Raw genomic sequence first — 21,389 nt, forward strand, 5'->3', positions numbered from 1 at the left:
ATTTAGGCCTCGATCGCCCATTTGTACAGTTGAGGCAGATCCGAGATGTGCTTGTCGACACCAATAAAGCCTTCGCGAGAATGGCGAATGGCGGTGCGCCAGTAGGGCTGGATCGTCACACCTTCGTCGATCATGATTGCTTGGATCTTGCTCATCACTTCGCGGCGTTTGTCCGCATCGGCGATAGAGTTGGCTTCTGCCAGCAATGCATCGAATTCGGCATTGGCAAAGCCGGCTTCGTTCCACGCTTCACCCGACCGATATGCAAGTGCAAGGACCTGGGTGCCCAAAGGACGGTGGTTCCAGTTGGTTGAGCTGAAGGGATACTTGACCCAGTCATTCCAAAAGGTCGAGCCCGGCAGAACGGTCCGCTTTACCTTGATACCCGCGTCGCGCAGCTGGGCACCTACGGCATCGGTGGTGTTGCGGCGCCAGTCATCGTCGATGGAATGCAGCTCATGCTCAAAGTCAGCCATACCTGCCTCTTCCATCAAAGCCATGGCTTTGGCGGGATCGTGCGGCAGTCGGGTGACATTTGGGTCATATTCCGGATGCATAGGCCCGACGTGGCAGTTGTCAGCAGTGCGCCCGTGGCCAGACATCCCCAGTTCGAGGCAGATTGCATTGTCGACAGCCATTGCAAGCGCTTGGCGCACCCGCTTGTCACCGTAGATCTTGTTGCCATCCGCGTCTTCGGCAAGCTGGTTGGGGCGAATAACGATGGTAAAGCCTGATGGGACTTCGGAGCGTACCAGTCCGATTCCATCAAACAGATCAACGTATTCACCAACTGATTCCCAGTTCAGGTCGATCTCTTCGGCATCAAATGCCGAGATAAAGGCGGCAGGATCGGTTCCGTAGTCGATGAATTCGATCCGGTCGATATGACCACCTTTGCCAGCAGCATAGCCCCACCAGTCATGATCCTCGTTGCGAACCAGAACAGCTTTGACCCCAACCTCGAGGCTTTCGGGCTTCATGAAGCCCGTGCCAATCGGGTTCTCCAACATTGTCGCAGCATCATGGCTGGAGTGCACAATTGCGGCTGGATAGTCGGCCATGCCTGGAACGATTGTGATGTCCGGCGCGTTGGTTTTCAGCACAACCGTGTGGGCGTCAACGACGGTGATCGCACCTTCTGCGGCCTTGTTCGTGTCGGCATCAATCATGCTTGCCATACGTCCGGCCATTGAGTTGCCTTCAACGCCTTTGTCACACCACATGGCAACGTTGCGCGCAACATCCTCGGCAGTGAAGTCGTCGCCGTTGTTCCACTTCACGCCTTTGCGAACGTGCAGCGTATACTCTGTTGCGTCATCGTTGACGTCCCAGCTCTCGAGCAACATGCCTTTGAACGAACCGTCGTTGTTGTATTCGATTAGATATTCCAGCCAACCGGATGTGAAGGTCGCAATTTGCGTCCAGTCAAACGTCCGTGGATCTTTGAGTGCGCGAACTTCCATTTGCATGCGGATTGTTCCGCCCTTGGCGATGTGGCCATCTGCCATGGCGGGGCTGGTCAAGCCACCCAATGTATAGGCCGCTGATGCGCCAAGGCCCAACGCAGTGCTTCGCGTCAGAAATTCACGGCGGTCCATTTGGCCATTTTTGAATTCATTGGCGTACATTTCTGCAGCAGGATGAATCCGAGTCATTTGAGTGGTGGATTTCATACTTCGTCTCCCTAAGACATCGTTTGTGTCGTGGATGTTCGATTGGCGAGCGGTGCAAACTTAAGATTCTTTTGCACTCTTGGAACATCCCTTTATGTCATTGCAACTGTCATATCACAGGCTGCTGATGATATATCTCATCTATAAGATGCTTAAAAACGACGCGCAGGGAGTTGTAAAGCGACACTTTTGAGGCACGAAAGCGACAAAGCGACAGGATGTATTATTATCTGGGCGTTTCTGGCTTGGATTGACGTCGCAATTTTGACGGGGTTTCGCCGGTTTGGACCTGAACAAAACGCGTAAAATAGGCGGCAGAGGTGAAACTGAGATCAGACGCAATTTTCTTGATCGGCTGTTTTGATGTTGTGAGCGCGTCCCATGCCGCGTGCATTTTCCGCTCAGCTAAAATTTCAGCTGCGGTTTTTCCGCAAGATTTTCTGCAAACGCGGGTCAGATGGGTGGGTGTGACGTCAAGCGTTTGGGCGTAATCCGCGATTGTCATTGGATTGCGATAGCCGCGAGCAACGTGTTGAGCAAAGCGGCGGGTGAGGCGGGCGGCGGCTGTGTCGCTTGGAACATCAACGGCTCCTGTTTGAACCTGGCGATGCAGCCAGATTGCAACCAGTTTTGCGTAGGCTTGCATCGCATCGTTTAACAAAGGGCGATCTTGCAGGGTTTCCCGGCCCATCGCATCGATATGTCCGGTTAACTCCGCCTGTGCCAACCCATCCCTAATCCGTAGCAAAAGCGGCTCTCGGGGCATGCGGTTGGTCAGACCGGCGGGGCTTTGAATCATAAGGGCCTGAACGGTTTTAGGCAGATCAAATGCAAACAAAGTGCCTGCGGGTAAGAACAACGCGTTATGCATGGAAATGCCGCGACGAACACCGTTTACATTGACCACACCTTGGCCACGGGTTATCCAGAGCAAAAGGTTATTTGGTTGATCGTGCAGCAAGGAATATCGCCACGGGGCCGATTGCGCCAGCAAGGCAAAGGATCCGCACCGCAGCGGTTCGTCCGACGCGGCGCGCGAAACTTGCGACGGTAACATCGGAGCAGGTGGCATCGGTTTAGACAGAAAGCCGGGACGCTTCATGACGCCCAATCCGCAGGCGAAACCCGATCCCAGGTTTTCATGCGGGCTTTGAACCAGGTGCGCTGACGTTTGGCGAATTGACGGGTAAGGATTGTGGCTTTGGCGCAGGCTTGTTTCAACGTGATGTCGCCCTGCAAATGTGCGATTAACTCGCGCGCTCCGATGGCTTTGGCAGAAGGCAGATCGGGGTGCCAAGTGTCTAGGTTGGCACGGGCTTCGTCCAGTGCGCCTTGATCAACCATCTGATCAAAACGCGTCTCGATGCGCGGGGTCAACCATTCCTTCGGGGCCTCAACGACGATCGCCTGCGCCTGCGCCAATGGCAGCAAGGGGGGCGGGGTGTCGTCTTGCCAATCGGCGATGCCGCGTCCGGTGCTGTGCAAGACTTCCCAAGCGCGCGACACCCGAGCCGGATTTTGCAAATCGATGCGGGCGCGGGTTTTGCCGTCCAGCTGGGCAATCAGGCTGGCCAACCCGTCTTGGGCCAGCTGCTCTTCACAAGCTGCGCGAATCTGCGGCGGGGTTGCTGGAATATCCGCAAGCCCTTCGGTCAAAGCCGTGAAATTCAGCCCGGTGCCGCCAACGATGATGGGGCGGTCCGGCCCAGTCAGGAGCGGCGCGACATCCCGCAGCCAATGCCCCGTGGAATAAGCGTGGTCACCCGGAATATGCCCGTATAACAGATGTTTGGCCCGCAACTCGTCTTGGGGTGAGGGGCGGGCGGTCAAGACACGCCAGTCGTCAAAAACCTGAATGGCATCGGCATTGATGATCGCGCCGCCTTGCATTTCGGCAATCGCGAGAGCGAGAGCGGATTTGCCGCTGGCCGTGGGGCCTGCGATCAGCACCGGTTTGTCCGGGTCGAGTTGCGCGACACATGCCTTTAGTGTCGCTTGTGCCTGTGGCCCCATTCGCGATGCTCCGTTCGCCTCAGAAAAGTAGCGGTTAAAACGCCGTCGCACCATTGCAGCCGGGACGTTTTTCCTCCAAATATGCCGGCGATCATATCCCTCAGCCCCGATGGAGCGCAACATGGCCGATAGCGACACCCCCACAGCCACCTTTAATCGCGTAATGCTGAAAATCTCCGGAGAGGCATTGATGGGCGATCAAGGCTTTGGCCTGCACCCGCCCACTGTGGAACGCATCGCCCGAGAGGTAAAGTCGGTTCATGACATGGGCGTCGAAATCTGCATGGTGATCGGCGGCGGCAACATTTTTCGCGGATTGTCGGGCAGTGCCCAAGGGATGGAGCGGACCACCGCAGACTATATGGGCATGATGGCAACGGTTATGAACGCCCTTGCCATGCAATCTGCGCTGGAAGCGATGGGCGTATTTTGCCGCGTTATTTCTGCCATTCGTATGGACGAAGTTGCAGAACCTTACATCCGCCGACGGGCTGTGCGCCATCTTGAGAAAAAGCGGATCTGCATTTTTGCGGCCGGTACGGGTAACCCCTATTTCACCACAGACACGGCGGCGGCTTTGCGCGCCAACGAGATGGCTTGCGAGGCGATCTTTATGGGGAAAAACGGTGTTGACGGCATTTATGACAAAGATCCGCAAAAGCACGCTGATGCAAAGCGCTATGACAGCGTTTCCTATGACGAAGTGTTGACCAAGAACCTCAAAGTTATGGATGCATCCGCGATTGCGCTGGCTCGCGATAACAAACTGCCGCTTATCGTGTTTCCTTTGGATGAACCGGGCGGGTTCCGTGGGATTTTAGCCGGCAAGGGTACCTATACTCGGGTTCACGGATAAACTGGCCGGCTCATCTGTTTAGGCTAATTTGGGCGGCTCCGGTTATCCGGAGCCGTTTTTCGTATCACCCTTGGCGGTGCTCCGAAGTGGGACTTGAAGCTGCGGGTAAACGCTGAGGGAGAGGTGAAGCCGGTGGCTTGCGCCACCTCTTCGACAGATAGAACCGTGTCGCGCACCAATTGTTCTGCGCGGTCCAGCCGAAGTTTCAAATACACTTGTGTTGGCGTTTGCCCCAATCCTTTCCGGCATCTCAGGCGCAATTGTTTGGGACTAAGATCCAGATCGAACGCAATTTGCGTTAGGGGCAGGGTGTCACCAAGATGTGTGACCATAATTGATTGCATCCGCGCCAATACGGGATCTTCGGCACGGGGCAGGTGGCGGGTGTCGCCATCTTCGCGGAACCGACCCAGCGACAGTCTATCAGATATCTGCTTTGCCACATCGGGCGCAAGCACCCGGGCGATCCACGCCAAAAGCGCATCACCTGCGGCAAGACCGCTTTTCGCGGTCAACCGCCCCCGATCAAATGAAAAAATCTGTCCGCAAGAGGCAACCCGAGCCAATATCTCGGCTTCTTCTTCTGTCGTGCTGTTGGGGTGAACCGCTTGATACCCGTCCAAATAGCCAAGCGCGGCAAGGATCGTGACACCGCCGTCGAATCCGGCCAAAGTAGCGCCCGCTTGTTCGGCCCGCGCCAAGAAGCCGCGCAATCCCATGGGTAAACGGTGTAGCGGTTTGGCTCCGGCGCATAAAATCACCAGATCCCAGCCTGGCGGATCACTCCAATCCATGCGGTCAGGGGAAATTTCGATCCCGTCTATAGAGTTCGCCGCCGCACCTGTGACGGTTCGGATTTCAACGGAAAACAGCGCTTGTCCAGCCTGCGCATTGGCAATCGAAATCACTTCGCGCAGCAACACGTAGGTCAAGACAGGAAAACCCGGAGCGAGGATAAGGCAAATGTGCATGTAACCGTTTCGACTTGGATTGCTGGATATTGTTGCCCAGTTTTGCGGGAAATAGGTAAATGAACCCTTTCATATATCGTGCAAACCACAGCTTTTGCGGGCGCGACACGAATGGCATGCCATCTTGGCTATACAATCGCTGTCTGAGCGCATAGAACGAATGCCAGCGAAAACAAGAAGACGACTGAGGCCTCAATGTCCGAAGATTTCGAACTCGATACTGATGATCTGATCCGCCGTATGGATGGCGCAATGGCAAACCTGCGGACGGAGTTTGCATCTCTGCGCACCGGCCGTGCTTCTGCGTCCATGCTGGAGCCGATCGACGTCGATGCCTATGGCTCGATGACGCCCATCAACCAAGTCGGTACTGTCAATGTGCCGGAGCCGCGTATGGTTACCATCAATGTGTGGGACAAGGGCTTGGTTGGCAAAGTGGAAAAAGCGATCCGCGAATCCGGTTTGGGTATCAATCCGCAGCTGAATGGCACAATCATTATGCTGCCGATCCCCGAACTGAACGAGGAACGCCGCCGCGAGCTGGGAAAAGTTGCCGGCAACTATGCGGAACATGCCCGTGTGTCGGTCCGCAATGTGCGCCGCGACGGCATGGACAAAATCAAAAAAGCCAAAAACGACGGCATGTCCGAAGACGACCAAAAACTTTGGGAATCCGAAGTTCAGGATATGACGAATACCTACATTAAAAAGGTCGATGATCTTCTTGAAACAAAACAAGAAGATATCATGCAAGTTTAACGGTTGGGCGGCCTTTTATGGGCCGCCTTCCGCTTTTGGGCAGCTTAGGGCTGCCTTTTTCTATGGAATGCCCCGGTGCGATGTCGCAAAGGGCGATGCGCTTGACGAAGGATGACGTGATGGCAGAACCGCTCCGTGACCAAGGTGGACCGCGCCATGTGGCCATCATCATGGACGGCAATGGCCGTTGGGCCACCAATCGTGGTCGTCCGCGGTTGTTTGGCCATCATGCGGGTGCCAAACGTGTTCGAGAAGTTGTCGAAGCCTGTCCGTCTGTCGGGGTGAAATATCTGACGATCTTTGCGTTTTCGACCGAGAACTGGAAGCGGACGCAGGTGGAGGTAGCCGGCTTAATGAGCCTGTTTCGCCGCTATATCGCCAAAGAAACCAAAGCCTTGCGGGATCGAAATGTTCAGGTCCGCTTTATCGGGGACCGGATCCGGCTCGACGCTAAACTGATCAAGCTGATGGACGAACTTGAGCAAAGCACCGAACACTGTACCGGCACCAATTTGACCATTGCGTTAAACTACGGAGCAAGGGACGAAGTGGCGCGTGCCACAAAACGCCTTGCGCTGGATGTGCGGGACGGAAAGCTTGATCCCGAAAGCGTCGATGTAGAAACACTGCCCCGCTATCTGGATACGCATGTGTTGCCGGACCCTGATCTTGTTATCCGCACCAGTGGCGAGGCCCGGATTTCCAACTTCTTGCTCTGGCAGTCGGCCTATGCGGAATACGAATTTGTCGATACCCTTTGGCCAGATTTTTCCGCCGAAGAGTTCGGCAAGTTGGTTGGTGGATATGGCAAGCGCGACAGGCGGTTTGGCGGGGTCAAAACATGACGGATAAGTGGCGGGATCTTGGGCCACGGCTGATTTCGGCCGTTGCAATGTTGGCTGTTGCCATTGGGGCCGCATGGACAGGGCCGCTGGCCTTTGCAGTACTGGTTTCAGTGGCGACCGGATTGATGCTGTGGGAGCTGACTCGCATGCATGGCCCACGCTTTCGGTTTTTGCCCAAAGCTGCCGCTGCCGCCGCCGCAGTGCTGGTGTTCATCGATTACCCGATGCTTTTGGGGGCTCTTTGGGTCTATCCGGTTGCAGCTAGTCTGATTTTGGCAGGTATTTTGACATTTGGCGTCAACAATGATCGCCGGCTGTTTGCACCTTATGCAATGGCCGCCTTGCTGACGGGGACGCTTTTGGCGGGGTTGTTTGAAGTGTCGCCGTCCAGTGTATTGGTTCTTCTGGCCGTAGTGATTTTCACGGACGTGGCTGGATATTTTGCCGGAAAATCCATCGGTGGCAAGAAATTCTGGCCTACAATTAGTCCCAAGAAAACCTGGGCAGGTGTGATTGCGGGATGGATTGCAGCAGGCGGCGTAGGCGTTGTTGCTGCGATCACAGGCTCTTTCGAGGTGATGGTCATTCCGGTGGCGATGCTGATGAGTTTTGCCAGCCAACTGGGTGATATTGCCGAAAGCGGGCTAAAGCGCCGGGCGGGGGTCAAGGACAGTTCGAATATGATTCCGGGCCATGGCGGTGTGTTGGATCGCTTTGACGGTGTCGTAGGAGCGTCCTTGGTGTTGCTGGTCTACATGCTACTGAAAACTTGATGCGCAGACGTATTTCGATATTTGGTGCTACGGGGTCAATTGGTCAAAGCACAATTGATTTGATTGCACGCGACCCGCAAACCTATGAGGTTGTGGCACTAACAGGTGGTCAAAATATTGCGCTGCTGGCCGCCGAAGCAATTAAGACTGGCGCACAAGTGGCTGTTACGGCTGATGAAACGCGTCTTCAGGACTTACGTGATGCCCTTGCCGGATCCGGGGTCGAGGCGGCGGCTGGACGAAGGGCCTTGATTGAAGCGGCCAGCCGTCCTGCTGATTGGGTTATGTCCGCGATTGTCGGGGCTGCTGGACTGGAGCCGGGGTTGCGGGCCCTGCAAACCGGTGCGGTTTTGGCCTTGGCCAACAAGGAAAGTCTGGTGTGCGCCGGTCCGTTGATTATGCGTACAGCGCAGGCGCATGGCACACATATTTTGCCTGTCGACAGCGAACACTCCGCGGTATTCCAAGCGATGATTGGCGAAGATCTTGCAGCGGTTGAGCGGGTGATCATCACCGCAAGCGGCGGTGCATTTCGTGATTGGCCGATCGAAGATCTGGCCAAGGCGACCCCAGCGCAGGCGGCGACACATCCCAATTGGGACATGGGGCAGCGGATCACAATCGATTCGGCGTCCATGTTCAACAAAGCCTTGGAGCTGATTGAAACCAAAGAATACTTTGGGATCGCGCCCGAGAAGATTGAAACCGTAGTGCATCCGGAATCGATGATCCACGCCATGGTCGGTTTTAACGATGGGGCCTTGATGGCACATGTCGGCGCACCGGATATGCGCCATGCAATTGGCTTTGCCCTACATTATCCCCACCGCAAACCTTTGCCGGTTGAGCGGCTTGATCTGGTCAAGCTGGGCCAGATGACCTTCCGCGAACCATGTGAGGCCCGTTGGCCAGCCCTGCGCCTCGCCCGGGAGGTTATGCAGGCCGGCGGTTTGATGGGGGCCGTTTTCAATGCTGCAAAAGAACGAGCGCTGGACGCCTTTATCGCCGAAGCCATTACATTTCCGCAAATGGCAGCTGTGGTCGAAGAGGTGCTAAGCGACCTTTCAACTTACGAAAGTCATAATCCTGCCGAGATTACCCTTGATAAGGTTGCTGAAGCGGACCATCTCGCTCGGGTACGGGCAGACGAATTTATGGCGCGATAACTACAAAAACAACCTAAGAGGCATATGCTTTGGACCTGACGACTTTGATCCCGCAGTTTGGCGGCTTGCTTTGGACTTTGCTGTTTTTTGTGGTGGCGCTTTCGATCATCGTGGCGATTCATGAATACGGACACTACATTGTCGGCAAAAAAACCGGAATATACCCAGAGGTGTTTTCTTTGGGGTTCGGGCCGGTCCTTTGGTCGAGATATGACAATTTTGGGACCAAATGGCAGATAGCAGCGATCCCTTTTGGCGGTTTTGTGAAATTCCGCGGCGATGCAAACGCCTCTGGTGGCGTGGACGGTGAGGCGATGCAAGCCTTGGACGATACGGCTTTGCGCTCAACCATGCACGGCGCACCGCTTTGGGCCCGCACAGCGACAGTTGCAGCCGGTCCGGTCTTCAATTTCATTTTGTCGATTGTTTTGTTCACTGGCGTTTTGTTGGTGCGCGGCGTTGTCACCGAACCGCTGACGGTTGGCGAGTTGCGCACGATGCCGACTGTTCAGGAATTGCAGATCGGGGATGTTGTAACCGCAATCGAAGGGGCTGCACCGCCTGCATTTGACGATGCTGACGCCTATACCGCGTTTATGAAGGCCCTGCCGCAAAAGCCGGAACTGGAATACACCGTCCTGCGCCGCGGTTCCGAGCAAGTGGTGTCCGGTCCGTATGTTTATCCTCCAATCGTGACACAGGTCGCGCCGCGATCCGCCGCGCGCGACGCCGGGTTACAGCAGGGCGATGTGATTACGGCCATCGATGGCGAACCGGTCTTTGCGTTTGATCAACTTAAACAAAAGGTCGAAAGCTCGGACGGGGCGACACTGGCCCTGACGATCTGGCGCGACGGAAAGGATGTCACCGCCGATCTGACACCGCGCCGCGTGGATGAGCCGCAAGCCGACAACAGTTTCAAAACATTTTTCCGTATCGGTGTGATCGGCGGCATCTTGTTCGAGCCAGCCACGCAAACCCCCGGATTTGGCGAAGCCTTTATGGCCGGTGTCAATCAGGTGGGCCGCATCATATCGGGGTCTTTGTCGGGTATGTGGCACATGGTAACGGGCGCGATCAGCACCTGTAACTTGTCCGGTCCTATCGGCATCGCTGAAACTTCGGGTGACATGGCCAGTCAGGGCACAGCCAACTTTATCTGGTTCATCGCCGTTCTGTCGACGGCAGTGGGCCTGATCAACCTGTTTCCAATTCCGGTCTTGGATGGCGGGCATCTGGTGTTCTACGCCTATGAGGCGGTTACCGGGCGTCAGCCAAGCGAGCGGGTTCTACATTTGCTTATGAAAGTCGGTGTGGCTGTGGTGCTTGGAGTGATGATCTTGGGCGTGACCAGCGATTTATTCTGCTAAGAATAAAATTTGTCGGGCAGGTGCCTAAATCCTGCCCGATTCACCATGTATTCAGGTCCTAGCAACAAAAGGACCGAATCCATGAGCACTATCCAAGCTGGCTATCGCAGCATGAGCGTCTTGGTCTCGATCAATTGGGACCGGCTTTTGTATGTCTTTACCATCGTATTTGCACTGTTCTTGGGTGCATATCTTGGGACAGTTATGCTCTGATCCCCTAGCCTTAGGGGGGAGCAAGACAAAAAACACCGGCAATTGATCGCCATGGCCTTTTGACAAGGGGCCGCAATCCCGATACTCCCATACTCAAGGGATGTCGAAGTGGATTGGTAAGATGGCAATGGTCATTTCGGGGCGTAAATCGTCGCAGAATGTTAAAAAACAAAACCGGGTTTCAAGCGCCGCAAAAGTGGTGGCTGTCACCATCGCTTTGGCTGCCGGGCTTGGCGGTATCGCGATGCCGCAAACCGCCTATGCGCAAAGCTATTCTTTCAGTAGCGTGACGATCGAAGGCAACGACCGCATCGAAGGGGAAACTATCCTGTCGTATGCCGGAATTGCCAGGGGTCAGTCTATTTCCGCGGGTGAACTGAACGATTCCTATCAACGCATCTTAGGGTCCGGTCTGTTCGAATCCGTCGATTTGATTCCGCAAGGGTCGCGTCTGGTGATCAAGGTTGTCGAATATCCGACCGTGAACCAGATCTCTTTTGAGGGGAACCGTCGCCTCAAGGACGAGGATCTGTCCGGTATCGTTCAGACACAGATCCGCCGTGTCTTTAACCCGCGTGTGGCAGAGGAAGATGCGCAACGCATCTCCGAAGGCTATTCCCAGCAGGGGCGTTTGGCAGCCCGTGTTCAGCCCAAGATTATCAAACGGCGTGACAACCGCGTGGATGTTGTTTTCGAAATCTTCGAAGGTGGCGTCACCGAGATCGAGCGCATTGGATTTGCCGGCAATGGCAAGTATTCAGACGGGCGTCTGCGCCGGGTTCTTGCAACCAAACAGGCGGGTCTGTTTCGCGCCATTGTAAGCAAAGACTCCTTTATCGAAGACCGCATCGAGTTCGACAAGCAACTACTGTCTGATTTCTACCAGTCACGCGGTTATGTTGATTTCCGGATTACTGGCGTGAATGCGGAGCTTGCTCAGGAACGTGACGGCTACTTTGTGACCTTCAATATCGAAGAAGGGCAGCAATTCACAGTGGGCGAGGTTTTGGTTTCTTCCGACCTGCCTGATGTCGATCCGGATTTGTTTCAGAGCAAGCTGAAATTGCGGTCGGGTGTTGTGTATTCTGCTGCCAGAATCGAAAGCGAGATTGTACGGCTTGAACGTTTGGCCATTCGCGAAGGGCTGAATTTTGTTCGCGTCGATCCGCGTATCGAACGGAACGATCGCGATTTGACGCTCGATGTTGAATTCCAACTGACTCGCGGTGAGCGAATTTTTGTGGAACGGATCGACATCGAAGGCAACACAACCACGCTTGACCGTGTGGTACGTGAACAGTTCCGGGTTGCGGAAGGGGATCCTTTTAATCCACGCGCCATTCGTGAAAGTGCCGAACGTATTCGTGCCTTGGGTTATTTCAGTTCGGCGGACGTCGAAGCCCGCGAAGGCTCGACCCCGCAGCAAGTGATCGTCGAAGTTGACGTCGAAGAACGTCCAACCGGCTCCATCGGTTTTGGTGGATCGTATTCAACGGACAGCGGTATTGGCGCGAATATCTCGTTCAACGAACGAAACTTTCTTGGCCGCGGGCAGCAGCTTGATCTGTCGTTCAATACGTCGTTTGAATCCAACCAATATGTTTTCAACTTTGCCGACCCTGCATTTTTGGGCCGCAATATGACGGCTGGTTTTGCCAGCAGCTATGTTGAGGACGAAGACGACGATTCTGACTTTTCGACCACCACAGGCACATTTCGTCCGTATCTGGACTTTCCGATATCTGACAATGGCCGCCTGCAGGTTCGCTATACTTACAAATATACTGACTTCGGCGTGCCAGATGAGCCGGATGATCCTGCTGATGAAACCGTCAGTGGTATTATTCGCCACGAAGCCGGCCTTGGGCCACGTCACGAAAGCTCGCTCGGATTTACCTATAATTTTGATTCGCGCCGTACGGGCTTGAATCCGAACGCAGGTGTTCTTCTGGAATTCAGTCAGGACTATTCTGGCTTGGGAGGCGATACGACGTTTGCCAAATCGCGCGTTCGTGCCATCGCTCAAACCAAGATTTTCAACGAAGAGTTGACGCTGCGCGCAAGCTTTCATGGTGGGGCAATCGCCTATGACAGGGGGCAAAGCCGTGAAACGGACCGTTTTTCAACGGGACCATCGATTATGCGTGGCTTCGAATCCGGCGGAATCGGCCCGCGTGAGATCAATTCAGGTAATGGCATCGATGATTCCTTGGGCGGTAACTACTTCGCGGTTGCGCGCTTGGAAGCTGATTTCTCGTTGGGGTTACCAGAGGAATATGGGCTGACCGGCGGTGTGTTCTATGATGTCGGGTCCGTTTGGGGGGTCAATGATGGCTACGATGACTTCGTTGGCACCGGCGGCAAGATCGTCTCTGAAGACTTTGAATTGCGCCATGTTATTGGCGTGACAGTCTATTGGAACAGTGCCCTTGGCCCCTTGCGGATGGATTTCACCGAGGCGTTGCAAAAGAACAAATATGACAAACCGCTGAACTTCAATATCTCGGTTTCGAAGCAGTTCTAACTTGATGGTGGTCTTCAAACGTTTTGCTGTGTTGCTGGCCTGCGCCTTTTGGGGCGTGGCGGCCAGTGCCCAGTCGACAGGTGCGGCGTTTGACGTCGGTACGATTCAAAGTCCAATTCTTGTTATCGAATCTGACCGCGCATTTGCTCAAAGTGCGTTTGGCAAACGCGCGTCTCTAGAGATTGAACGCGCAGGATCCGAAATTGCATCGGAAAACCGTCAGATCGAAACTGAGCTGAAAAACGAAGAACTGGCCCTGACCGCGCAACGTGAGTCTTTGGAACCAGAAGTGTTTCGGAAACTGGCAGATGCTTTTGACGAAAAAGTCCAGAACCTGCGCCGTGAACAAGACACGAAAGCGCGCGCCCTAGTAGAAAGACAAGAAACGGCACGCCGCCAGTTTCTTGTGGCGGTTAAGCCGGTTCTGAATGAGATTATGCTGGATTTCGGTGCATCGCTCATCTTGGAAAAACGCAATGTTTTTGTATCCGTGGCTGCCATTGATATAACAGATCAAGTGGTCTTGGGGATCAACAGTCTGCTCGGTGAAAACTCTGATGTGGTGCCCGAACCGGTGGACCAGAACCCAGACCCGTAACGACAGTTTCTGCTGTCTGCTTGCCCCGACACCGGTTGGTTGGTAGGAAAAGAAGTGTAATCAAGACAAAGGCAAGCCCCATGACAGACACGCTTCTGAGCGCTGATATCCAGCTGATCCAGCGCATTCTGCCGCACCGCTATCCCTTCTTGTTGGTGGATAAGGTTGAGCAGATCAACGGCACCGCATCTGGTGTGGGCATCAAAAACGTCACCATGAACGAGCCGCATTTTCAGGGGCATTTCCCGGGACTGCCGATTATGCCTGGTGTGACCATTGTTGAGGCGATGGCGCAGACCGCGGCGGTCATTGTTGGCACGGCTCTGGACATGGCTGACAAGGAAATGAAAGTATATTTCATGGCCATCGACAAATGCAAATTCCGCCGCAAAGTTGTCCCCGGTGATCAACTGCGTATGAACCTGACCACCGTGCGCGGCAAACCCGGCGGCAAGGTTTGGAAGTTCAACGGCGTTGCCGAAGTGGACGGCGAAATGGCGGCGGAATGCGAATTCACAGCTATGATGGACCTGCCTGCATGAGCGCGACCATCCACCCGTCCGCTGTTGTCGAAACGGGAGCGAAAATCGGCGAAGGCTGCATCATTGGCCCGTTTTGTCACGTCGGGCCAAATGTGGAACTCGGTCCTCGTGTCGAATTGAAAAGCCACGTTGTTGTGACAGGGTGCACGCAGATCGGCGAGGAGACAGTGATCTTTCCCTTCGCCGTTATTGGCGAAATCCCGCAAGATTTGAAATTCGACGGCGAAGAGACCCGGTTGGTTATCGGCAAGCGCAATCGTATCCGTGAACACGTGACTATGAACACGGGCACCCAAGGCGGCGGTGGCTTGACCAGTGTCGGCGACGACGGATTGTTCATGGCATCCAGCCATGTGGCGCATGACGTTCACGTCGGCAACAATGTGATCTTGGCAAATAATGTTGCTTTGGCAGGGCATTGCGTTCTGGCTGATCAAGTCATCGTGGGTGGTCTGTCTGGCGTGCACCAGTTTGTCCGCATCGGGCGCGGCGCCATTATTGGCGCGGTAACGATGGTGACAAATGACGTGATCCCACACGGTCTGGTGCAAGGGCCGCGCGGTCAGTTGGATGGGTTGAATCTTGTCGGGCTGAAACGCCGCGGTGTATCGCGGGCGGATATCACAGCGCTTCGGGCTGCGTTCCAGATGTTGGCACAAGGCGAAGGTGCTTTTCAGGATCGTGCCCGCCGATTAGGCGAAGAAACCACCAGCGAATATGTGTCCGAGATTGTCGCGTTTATCCTTGGCGACAGTGATCGGTCCTTTCTGACACCGGGCTGATCGCACGGTGCTGGCTCTCATCGCAGGACAGGGGGCATTGCCCAAGGCCGTGGCCTCTGCCATGCCAACCCCGCCGTTGATCTGCGCACTAAAAGACGTCCCTCCAAGCGATTTGATCCCCGATCACGTCTTCCGGCTTGAACGATTGGGTGGTCTGTTCCGGATGCTTAAGGCGCATGGCGTTACGCAGGTGTGCATGTGCGGTTCCATTAGCCGTCCCGATTTTGACTGGCGTCACTTGGATTTCGCGACCTTGCGACTGCTGCCAAGCGTGCTCAGGGGGCTGCGGCGCGGCGATGACGGGGCGCTGCGTATTGCGATTCGATTGTTCGAAAATGCCGGATTTGAGGTTTTGGCCGCCCATGACGCGGTTCCGGACCTGCTGCCTGACGGCGGTGTACCGACCTTGTGCAATCCTACGCCAGAGGCCGAAAGCCTTGCCACTTTGGGAGACAATGTGAGCGAAGACCAATCGCGACAAGATTTAGGACAGGCTTGCATTGTCGCGCGCAATGGCATGTGTGAGCGTGAGGATGACGACGGCACGGATGCATTGCTGAACCGGGTCGGGCAGGGGGCCAAGGGCGGCATTTTGTACAAAGCTCCGAAACCGGGCCAAGACCGGCGCGCCGACCTTCCAGTTATTGGCCCCGCCACGGCGCGCGGCGCTGCTCAGGCCGGTTTGGCCGGAATTGTCATCGAGGCGAACGGTGTGATGGTTTTGAACTTTGAAGAAACTCTGCGGCGTTTGGATGCCGAAGGCCTGTTTCTCTGGATTCGCGAAAGGCCCGTCTGATGCGTGTTTTTATTACAGCAGGCGAGGCATCTGGGGACAAACTGGGGGCGGCCTTGATGGAGGGCCTGCGCCAACTGGTGCCGGAGGTGGAGTTTCGCGGGATCGGCGGCGAAAAAATGGCGGAGCAGGGGCTCGATAGCCTTTTCCCGATGGACGAAATTTCGATCATGGGCATCGGTGAGATCCTTAAAGAATACGGGAACCTAAAGGCGCGTATCCGGCTAACCGCCGAGGCAGTGATTGCCGAAAAACCGGACGTTTTGATTACCATTGATTTGCCTGAGTTTTCCTTGCGGGTGAACAAGCTGGTCAAGGAGGCGAACGGAGCCTTGCGTGTCGTTCACTATGTGGCCCCGACGGTCTGGGCGTGGCGTCCGGGACGGGCAAAGAAGATGGCCGCGCATGTCGATCAAGTCTTGGCCGTTTTACCGTTTGAGCCGCCCTATATGCATGCGGCTGGCATGGAATGCGATTTTGTTGGCCATCCGGTAGTGACAGACGTCCAAGCGAGCGCGGCAGAGGTCGAGAGCTTTCGCAAACAACATGGGATTACGGGGCCAATCGCCTTGATTTTGCCGGGGTCGCGCCGGTCCGAAGTTGGGCGGTTGTTGCCGGTTTTTGAACAGGTCGCAGCGCAGCTACAGGTCCTGCGCCCGGATGTGAGGCTTGTGCTGCCGGCTGCTGGCGCTGTTGCGCAAACCATCCTGGACGCGGCAGGGAATTGGCCGGGTGCACCCATTGTCATTGATCCGCGCTGCGATGACGGGTCGCAAAAACGGGCGGCTTTTCGGGCGGCGGATGTTGCGATTGCGGCTTCTGGAACTGTGTCACTTGAGCTGGCAGCGGCGGGAACACCAATGGTCATCGCTTATGACATGAGCTGGCTGTCGCGGCAAATAATCGGTCGCTTGATGTTGGTGGATACCGTCACCTTGGTCAATCTTGTCTCTGAAACCCGCGCGGTCCCTGAATTCATCGGCAAAGAATGCCAACCCGATCCGATTGCTCAGGCTGTGATACAGGTTCTTGATGCACCAGATGCCCAAAAGGACGCCATGCGTGTGACAATGGAGCGTTTGGGTCTTGGTGGCGAGCACCCCGGCCTGCGGGCGGCCAAGGCCGTTCTTAGGGGACTTGGCCGACCCGTTTGACACGGAAACTAGGATATACCCAACAAAAAAGGCCGCGGAATTCCGCGGCCTTGTCTTTGTATGTCTGCGCCTAAGTTACAGCAGCGCTTTGACCTGTTCGGCCACATTTGCAGCGGTGATGCCGAACTTTTCGTATAGGGTTTCTGCGGGAGCAGAAGCACCAAAGCCATCCATGCCAACAAAGGCGGATTTCTTGGCACTGCCGCGCTCGCCGCACAGCCAACGATCCCAACCCATCCGGTTTGCGGCTTCAACAGCGACACGAACCGGACCGGCGGGCGGCAATACGCGCCGACGGTAGGCTTCGTCTTGCTGTTCGAACAGCTCCCAGCAGGGCATGGATACAACACGTGTACCGATGCCTTCGGCCTGCAACAGATCACGGGCAGCAAGGGCGATTTCGACCTCGGAACCGGTGGCCATGATGATCGCCTGACGCTTGCCCTCGGCTTCGGCCAGCACATATGCGCCTTTCTCAACCAAGTTGGCGTTCTTATGTTCTGTTCGGACAGTCGGCAGGCCCTGACGGGTCAGCGAAAGCACCGAAGGTGTGCCGGTCTGGCGAAAGGCAATTTCCCATGCTTCGGCGGTTTCCACGGTGTCAGCAGGACGGAACACCAAAGTGTTGGGCGTCGCGCGCGAGATGGCCAAATGCTCCACCGGCTGGTGGGTTGGGCCATCTTCGCCAAGGCCGATGCTGTCATGGGTCATGACGAACACGGTTGGCGTGCGCATCAGGGCCGCCAAACGCATCGCTGGGCGGGCGTAGTCGGTAAAGGCCATGAAGGTGCCCGAGTAGGGGCGCACGCCGCCGTGCAGCGACATGCCGTTCATCGCCGAAGACATTCCGTGCTCACGGATGCCCCAATAGACGTAGCGGCCCTTGCGGTTCTCAACATCAAACACACCCATGTCGGCGGTCAGAGTGTTGTTCGAACCGGTCAGGTCAGCAGATCCGCCGCAAGTTTCAGGCATGATCGGGTTAATCACGCTCAGCGCCATTTCAGATGATTTGCGGGTCGCAACCTTGGGCTTGTCTTCGGAGATTTGCTTTTTCAGCGCTTTGACCACAGCTGACAAACGTTTGGGCGGCTCGCCAGTCATCACGCGTTCGAATTCGGCCTGACGCGCAGCCGAAGCTTCGGTCAAACGTGCATTCCACGCTTCGCGCTCGACAGAACCGCGCGATCCGGCGTCTTCCCACCAGGTTTTGATCTCGGCAGGCACTTCGAATGCGCCGCTTGTCCAACCCCAGCCAGCTTTGGCCGCGTCGTTCTGTTCTTGGTTGGTCAATGCGCCGTGACCCTTTGAGGTGTCTTGCGCAGCATGGCCCAACGCGATGTGGGTTTTACAAGCGATCATCGAAGGGCGACCATCTGCCTTGGCGGCGGTGATGGCGGCATCGATTTCGCCAGCGTCATGGCCGTCGATTTCCTGAACGTGCCAGCCTGATGCTTTGAAGCGTGCAACCTGATCGGTTCGGTCAGACAGGGAGACTTTGCCATCGATGGTGATGTCATTGTTGTCCCAAAAGGCAATCAGGTTGCCCAGCTCGTAGCGGCCCGCAAGGCCGATGGCCTCTTGGCTAACACCTTCCATCAAACAGCCGTCACCCATGATGACATATGTATGGTGGTTGACCAGCTTTTTGCCGAAACGTGCCCGCAGCATTTCTTCGGCCATGGCAAAGCCAACCGAATTTGCAATGCCCTGACCCAGTGGGCCGGTGGTGGTTTCAACGGCTTTGAGCAAGAAGTTTTCCGGATGACCGGCGGTTTTCGCACCCCACTGGCGGAAGTTCTTGATTTCGTCCAGCGTGACCTCTGGATCGCCGCACAGATATAGCAGCGAATAGATCAGCATAGAGCCATGGCCCGCCGACAGGATGAACCGGTCGCGGTCATGCCATTCGGGGTTCTTGGCGTCAAATTTCAGATGTTTGGAAAACAACACAGTTGCCACGTCGGCCATGCCGATCGGCATACCAGTGTGACCTGAATTTGCGGCTGCAACACCATCCAGCGCTAGGGCGCGGATCGCGGTGGCGCGCATCCAGTGATCAGGATTACGTGTACGAAGCTCTTGGATATCCACGGGGCCTTTATCCTCTCGCAAAATGGGATTGGGCGCTCAATATCAGTGTGACGGCAAAGTGCAAGCGCGGGCAGGTGGACAAAGACGGTGAAATCCGCCTAAATCATTGGAACTTATGGGGGCGCTTTTTCTATTGGTGCTTGTTAAACTTTTGACAACGGGCCAAAAAGCGATTCGTTTTTCGTGAGCGCCAACAATTGGGCCCGAGACAGGCAAGGGGGGCAGGATGACCCAAATAGATGAATTGCACGGCCGTATCACCCGTGCACTAGATCAAATTTCGCAGCGCGTCGAAGGGTATGACGTCCCGGTCGCCGTGGCTCCCGAGCCTGAGGTGGACTTAGAAGCACAATCCAAGCTGGCTGAGGCCGAGGCCAAACTTGCCGACATGGCAGCGCAGTTTCAAGAAACATCAAAGACCTTGGAAATTGCACAAGCCGATGCAAAAGCCGCTCAGATCGAGGCAAATGTCGCCCGTGAGGCAGCGGCAGCCGAGGCTGAAAAAAACCGTTTTGCGCAAGATGAGGTCGAAAGTCTCAAAGAGCAACTGGCGGCGATGCCTGATCCTGAGGCCGCCGCTGCCGAGGTCGCGGCACCGGTGCCTGAAGTGGATACCGCTGAGCTGGACGCCTTGAGAGAAGAGCTTGAGGACGAGAAAATCGCCAATGCGCAGTTGCAAGAGCGGCTCGAAACCTTAACCGCGCGCTTGAGCGATGCGGCAGAGGCTACGCAAAGCGCAGTGGAGCAACAACCGGATGCAGGCCGCGATGCAATGGCACAACTGGAAGCCGATTTGCAACGTTTGCAAACAACTAACGCCGCGCTGGAAGAAACGATTGCGGCGTTGCGCGAGGCCAATGCACAGGGCGTCGGAGAGCCGGAATTGATCAATCAAGCAATGGTGGCGGAATTGGAAAGCCTGCGTGCAGCTCGCGCGGTGGAAACGGCAGAGACCAATACGATTTTGGCAGCGATGGAGCCGCTCTTGGCTGAAGCCGCGAACGAAGGGGGCGTATAATGTCTCAGATCGAAGTTGAAATTGTCATTGGCGGCCGTAGTTTCGAAGTGGCCTGCCAAGAGGGCGAACAGCAGTATTTGCAATCTGCCGCAAAAATGCTGGATGCTGAAGCCAGCGTTTTGGTTGGTCAAATCGGCCGCATGCCCGAACCGCGTATGTTGCTGATGTCGGGCTTGATGCTGGCGGATAAGACCGCTGGACTAGAAGAAAAGCTGCGCGAAGCCGAAGACAAAATGTCTGCTTTGTCGTCTGAGTTGGAGGAGCTGAAAAGCGCACCGCCCCCAATGCCTGAAAAGGTTGAGGTGCCCGTCATTCCCAGTTCTGTCACCGATGGTTTGGCCGAACTTGCGGCGCAGGCCGAAGCCTTGGCCAGTGCGGTTGATGAAAAGCTGGGCTAGTCCAGCACCGTCTTTCCAGACTTGATCCAGAAAAAAGCAAAAAAGCGCCCCTAAATCGGGGCGCTTTTTGTGTGTCAGTCAGGCAGGCAGGTGTTAGCCGCGCTTAGGCGTTAGCTTCGCGGATCTTGTCTGCGGCTTCTTTGTTGTAGGCCAACCCGTTGTCGTCCAGCAGTTGATCGAGCTCACCTGACAGTGTCATTTCGGTGATGATGTCACAGCCTCCGACGAACTCGCCCTTGATATAGAGCTGCGGAATGGTCGGCCAGTCTGAGTATTCCTTGATGCCTTGGCGGATTTCTTCGTCTGCCAGTACATTCACGTCGGTGTAATCCAAGCCCATGTAATTCATGACGCCGGCCACACGGCTGGAAAACCCGCACTGCGGCATTTCCTTGGTGCCCTTCATATAAAGGACAATGTCGTTGGCTTTTACAGTTTCGTCGATCTTGGTTTTTGCATCAGTCATCTTGATTTTCCTCTTCGAGTCGCCGTTGGCGATCCTTGCGAACATAGGGCATTACGGATCCGTAGGTGATGATCCCGAATATTGCGAGACAGGCCAGAATTGGCCAAACGCTTGAAAGGTATGACATCAACCCGGACATATGATTATTCCGGCGCTTTGGTGGTCAGGGCGAGCGCGTGCAATTCACCCGCTGCGCCGTCCATCTTGCCTTTGAGTGCGGCATAGACAGCGCGTTGTTGCTGGACACGGTTCTTGCCGCGAAAGCTTTCGTCGATGACCATGGCGGACATATGAACGCCATCTTCACCGGCGACCTGAATATCGGCTTCAGGGAATGTTTCGCGAAGAAGCTCTTCGATTTGCTTGGCATGCATCGGCATG

The 21,389-nt window shown here is 55.5% G+C and carries 22 protein-coding genes; 15 read left to right on the forward strand and 7 right to left on the reverse strand.

Annotated features, from left to right (window positions below; translation table 11 throughout):
* Positions 1–2: 2 nt before the first annotated feature.
* The 3 genes from C8N36_RS06200 to miaA all read right to left on the reverse strand — a co-directional run bounded on the left by C8N36_RS06200 (position 3) and on the right by miaA (position 3,686).
* Entirely contained in the window at positions 3–1,673 is a 1,671-nt protein-coding gene (locus tag C8N36_RS06200) for an ABC transporter substrate-binding protein (protein WP_097804108.1), read from the reverse strand.
* Positions 1,674–1,899: 226 nt separating this feature from the next.
* Positions 1,900–2,775, reverse strand: coding sequence for a helix-turn-helix domain-containing protein (locus tag C8N36_RS06205; RefSeq protein WP_245910739.1), 876 nt, complete (start codon positions 2,773–2,775; stop codon positions 1,900–1,902).
* Positions 2,772–3,686 (reverse strand): tRNA (adenosine(37)-N6)-dimethylallyltransferase MiaA, encoded by a 915-nt coding sequence (gene miaA / locus C8N36_RS06210; protein WP_245910740.1) that lies wholly within the window; start codon positions 3,684–3,686, stop codon positions 2,772–2,774. Before miaA ends, C8N36_RS06205 begins: the two co-directional genes overlap by 4 nt.
* 109 nt (positions 3,687–3,795) lie before the next feature.
* Here miaA and pyrH point away from each other — a divergent pair, with 109 nt between their 5' ends.
* A complete protein-coding gene (gene pyrH, locus C8N36_RS06215; protein WP_097804106.1) occupies positions 3,796–4,542 on the forward strand; it encodes a UMP kinase in 747 nt (248 codons plus the stop codon).
* A gap of 23 nt (positions 4,543–4,565) precedes the next feature.
* On the opposite strand, the gene C8N36_RS06220 is transcribed toward pyrH, so the two are convergent.
* The gene (locus C8N36_RS06220; RefSeq protein ID WP_097804105.1) at positions 4,566–5,513 is read right to left on the reverse strand and encodes a GlxA family transcriptional regulator; all 948 of its coding nucleotides are present in this window, start codon (positions 5,511–5,513) and stop codon (positions 4,566–4,568) included.
* 195 nt (positions 5,514–5,708) lie between these two features.
* On the opposite strand from C8N36_RS06220, the gene frr reads away from it, so the two are divergent.
* The 12 genes from frr (at position 5,709) to lpxB (ending at position 17,032) form a co-directional block, all read left to right on the forward strand.
* Complete coding sequence (gene frr, locus C8N36_RS06225) at positions 5,709–6,272, forward strand: ribosome recycling factor (RefSeq protein WP_097804104.1); 564 nt, start codon at positions 5,709–5,711, stop codon at positions 6,270–6,272.
* Positions 6,273–6,391: 119 nt separating this feature from the next.
* Positions 6,392–7,117 (forward strand): undecaprenyl pyrophosphate synthase, encoded by a 726-nt coding sequence (locus C8N36_RS06230; RefSeq protein WP_097804166.1) that lies wholly within the window; start codon positions 6,392–6,394, stop codon positions 7,115–7,117.
* Entirely contained in the window at positions 7,114–7,890 is a 777-nt protein-coding gene (locus tag C8N36_RS06235) for a phosphatidate cytidylyltransferase (protein ID WP_097804103.1), read from the forward strand. The genes C8N36_RS06230 and C8N36_RS06235 overlap by 4 nt, the downstream gene beginning before the upstream one ends.
* Positions 7,890–9,056, forward strand: coding sequence for a 1-deoxy-D-xylulose-5-phosphate reductoisomerase (gene dxr / locus C8N36_RS06240; protein WP_097804102.1), 1,167 nt, complete (start codon positions 7,890–7,892; stop codon positions 9,054–9,056). Before C8N36_RS06235 ends, dxr begins: the two co-directional genes overlap by 1 nt.
* A 29-nt stretch (positions 9,057–9,085) precedes the next feature.
* Entirely contained in the window at positions 9,086–10,426 is a 1,341-nt protein-coding gene (gene rseP, locus C8N36_RS06245; protein ID WP_097804101.1) for an RIP metalloprotease RseP, read from the forward strand.
* Between the two features lie 81 nt (positions 10,427–10,507).
* Complete coding sequence (locus tag C8N36_RS24670; protein ID WP_255253608.1) at positions 10,508–10,639, forward strand: hypothetical protein; 132 nt, start codon at positions 10,508–10,510, stop codon at positions 10,637–10,639.
* Between the two features lie 121 nt (positions 10,640–10,760).
* Positions 10,761–13,163, forward strand: coding sequence for an outer membrane protein assembly factor BamA (gene bamA, locus C8N36_RS06250; protein ID WP_306456908.1), 2,403 nt, complete (start codon positions 10,761–10,763; stop codon positions 13,161–13,163).
* Positions 13,164–13,167: 4 nt separating this feature from the next.
* A complete protein-coding gene (locus C8N36_RS06255) occupies positions 13,168–13,761 on the forward strand; it encodes an OmpH/Skp family outer membrane protein (protein ID WP_097804100.1) in 594 nt (197 codons plus the stop codon).
* An 80-nt stretch (positions 13,762–13,841) separates the two neighbouring features.
* A complete protein-coding gene (gene fabZ, locus C8N36_RS06260; RefSeq protein WP_097804099.1) occupies positions 13,842–14,303 on the forward strand; it encodes a 3-hydroxyacyl-ACP dehydratase FabZ in 462 nt (153 codons plus the stop codon).
* Positions 14,300–15,085, forward strand: coding sequence for an acyl-ACP--UDP-N-acetylglucosamine O-acyltransferase (gene lpxA / locus C8N36_RS06265; RefSeq protein WP_097804098.1), 786 nt, complete (start codon positions 14,300–14,302; stop codon positions 15,083–15,085). The genes fabZ and lpxA overlap by 4 nt, the downstream gene beginning before the upstream one ends.
* 7 nt (positions 15,086–15,092) lie before the next feature.
* Positions 15,093–15,881, forward strand: coding sequence for an LpxI family protein (locus C8N36_RS06270; RefSeq protein WP_097804097.1), 789 nt, complete (start codon positions 15,093–15,095; stop codon positions 15,879–15,881).
* A complete protein-coding gene (gene lpxB / locus C8N36_RS06275; protein WP_097804096.1) occupies positions 15,881–17,032 on the forward strand; it encodes a lipid-A-disaccharide synthase in 1,152 nt (383 codons plus the stop codon). The genes C8N36_RS06270 and lpxB overlap by 1 nt, the downstream gene beginning before the upstream one ends.
* 75 nt (positions 17,033–17,107) lie before the next feature.
* On the opposite strand, the gene tkt is transcribed toward lpxB, so the two are convergent.
* Positions 17,108–19,126: a transketolase gene (gene tkt / locus C8N36_RS06280; protein WP_097804095.1), complete on the reverse strand. Its 2,019-nt coding sequence runs from the start codon at positions 19,124–19,126 to the stop codon at positions 17,108–17,110.
* Positions 19,127–19,352: 226 nt separating this feature from the next.
* Here tkt and C8N36_RS06285 point away from each other — a divergent pair, with 226 nt between their 5' ends.
* Positions 19,353–20,144: a coiled-coil domain-containing protein gene (locus C8N36_RS06285; RefSeq protein ID WP_097804094.1), complete on the forward strand. Its 792-nt coding sequence runs from the start codon at positions 19,353–19,355 to the stop codon at positions 20,142–20,144.
* Positions 20,144–20,542 carry a cell division protein ZapA gene (locus C8N36_RS06290; protein WP_097804093.1) on the forward strand — a complete coding sequence of 133 codons (399 nt, stop codon included), beginning with the start codon at positions 20,144–20,146 and terminating at the stop codon, positions 20,540–20,542. Before C8N36_RS06285 ends, C8N36_RS06290 begins: the two co-directional genes overlap by 1 nt.
* 103 nt (positions 20,543–20,645) lie before the next feature.
* Here C8N36_RS06290 and grxD read toward each other — a convergent pair whose 3' ends face one another.
* Together grxD and C8N36_RS06300 are read right to left on the reverse strand one after the other, a co-directional pair.
* Positions 20,646–21,008, reverse strand: coding sequence for a Grx4 family monothiol glutaredoxin (gene grxD / locus C8N36_RS06295; protein ID WP_097804164.1), 363 nt, complete (start codon positions 21,006–21,008; stop codon positions 20,646–20,648).
* Positions 21,009–21,151: 143 nt separating this feature from the next.
* Positions 21,152–21,388 carry a BolA/IbaG family iron-sulfur metabolism protein gene (locus C8N36_RS06300; protein ID WP_097804092.1) on the reverse strand — a complete coding sequence of 79 codons (237 nt, stop codon included), beginning with the start codon at positions 21,386–21,388 and terminating at the stop codon, positions 21,152–21,154.
* Position 21,389: the final 1 nt, after the last annotated feature.

It is taken from the genome of Pelagimonas varians (assembly GCF_003208435.1).
GTDB classification, from domain to species: Bacteria; Pseudomonadota; Alphaproteobacteria; order Rhodobacterales; family Rhodobacteraceae; genus Pelagimonas; species Pelagimonas varians.

What these genes read in the sequence shown, in the direction of transcription:
- C8N36_RS06200 (WP_097804108.1), bottom strand. Translation starts at nt 1,673, where the DNA reads ATGAAATCCACCACTCAAATGACTCGGATTCATCCTGCTGCAGAAATG.
- C8N36_RS06205 (WP_245910739.1), bottom strand. Translation starts at nt 2,775, where the DNA reads ATGAAGCGTCCCGGCTTTCTGTCTAAACCGATGCCACCTGCTCCGATG.
- miaA (WP_245910740.1), bottom strand. Translation starts at nt 3,686, where the DNA reads ATGGGGCCACAGGCACAAGCGACACTAAAGGCATGTGTCGCGCAACTC.
- pyrH (WP_097804106.1), top strand. Translation starts at nt 3,796, where the DNA reads ATGGAGCGCAACATGGCCGATAGCGACACCCCCACAGCCACCTTTAAT.
- C8N36_RS06220 (WP_097804105.1), bottom strand. Translation starts at nt 5,513, where the DNA reads ATGCACATTTGCCTTATCCTCGCTCCGGGTTTTCCTGTCTTGACCTAC.
- frr (WP_097804104.1), top strand. Translation starts at nt 5,709, where the DNA reads ATGTCCGAAGATTTCGAACTCGATACTGATGATCTGATCCGCCGTATG.
- C8N36_RS06230 (WP_097804166.1), top strand. Translation starts at nt 6,392, where the DNA reads ATGGCAGAACCGCTCCGTGACCAAGGTGGACCGCGCCATGTGGCCATC.
- C8N36_RS06235 (WP_097804103.1), top strand. Translation starts at nt 7,114, where the DNA reads ATGACGGATAAGTGGCGGGATCTTGGGCCACGGCTGATTTCGGCCGTT.
- dxr (WP_097804102.1), top strand. Translation starts at nt 7,890, where the DNA reads ATGCGCAGACGTATTTCGATATTTGGTGCTACGGGGTCAATTGGTCAA.
- C8N36_RS24670 (WP_255253608.1), top strand. Translation starts at nt 10,508, where the DNA reads ATGAGCACTATCCAAGCTGGCTATCGCAGCATGAGCGTCTTGGTCTCG.
- bamA (WP_306456908.1), top strand. Translation starts at nt 10,761, where the DNA reads ATGGCAATGGTCATTTCGGGGCGTAAATCGTCGCAGAATGTTAAAAAA.
- C8N36_RS06255 (WP_097804100.1), top strand. Translation starts at nt 13,168, where the DNA reads ATGGTGGTCTTCAAACGTTTTGCTGTGTTGCTGGCCTGCGCCTTTTGG.
- fabZ (WP_097804099.1), top strand. Translation starts at nt 13,842, where the DNA reads ATGACAGACACGCTTCTGAGCGCTGATATCCAGCTGATCCAGCGCATT.
- lpxA (WP_097804098.1), top strand. Translation starts at nt 14,300, where the DNA reads ATGAGCGCGACCATCCACCCGTCCGCTGTTGTCGAAACGGGAGCGAAA.
- lpxB (WP_097804096.1), top strand. Translation starts at nt 15,881, where the DNA reads ATGCGTGTTTTTATTACAGCAGGCGAGGCATCTGGGGACAAACTGGGG.
- C8N36_RS06285 (WP_097804094.1), top strand. Translation starts at nt 19,353, where the DNA reads ATGACCCAAATAGATGAATTGCACGGCCGTATCACCCGTGCACTAGAT.
- C8N36_RS06290 (WP_097804093.1), top strand. Translation starts at nt 20,144, where the DNA reads ATGTCTCAGATCGAAGTTGAAATTGTCATTGGCGGCCGTAGTTTCGAA.
- grxD (WP_097804164.1), bottom strand. Translation starts at nt 21,008, where the DNA reads ATGACTGATGCAAAAACCAAGATCGACGAAACTGTAAAAGCCAACGAC.
- C8N36_RS06300 (WP_097804092.1), bottom strand. Translation starts at nt 21,388, where the DNA reads ATGCCGATGCATGCCAAGCAAATCGAAGAGCTTCTTCGCGAAACATTC.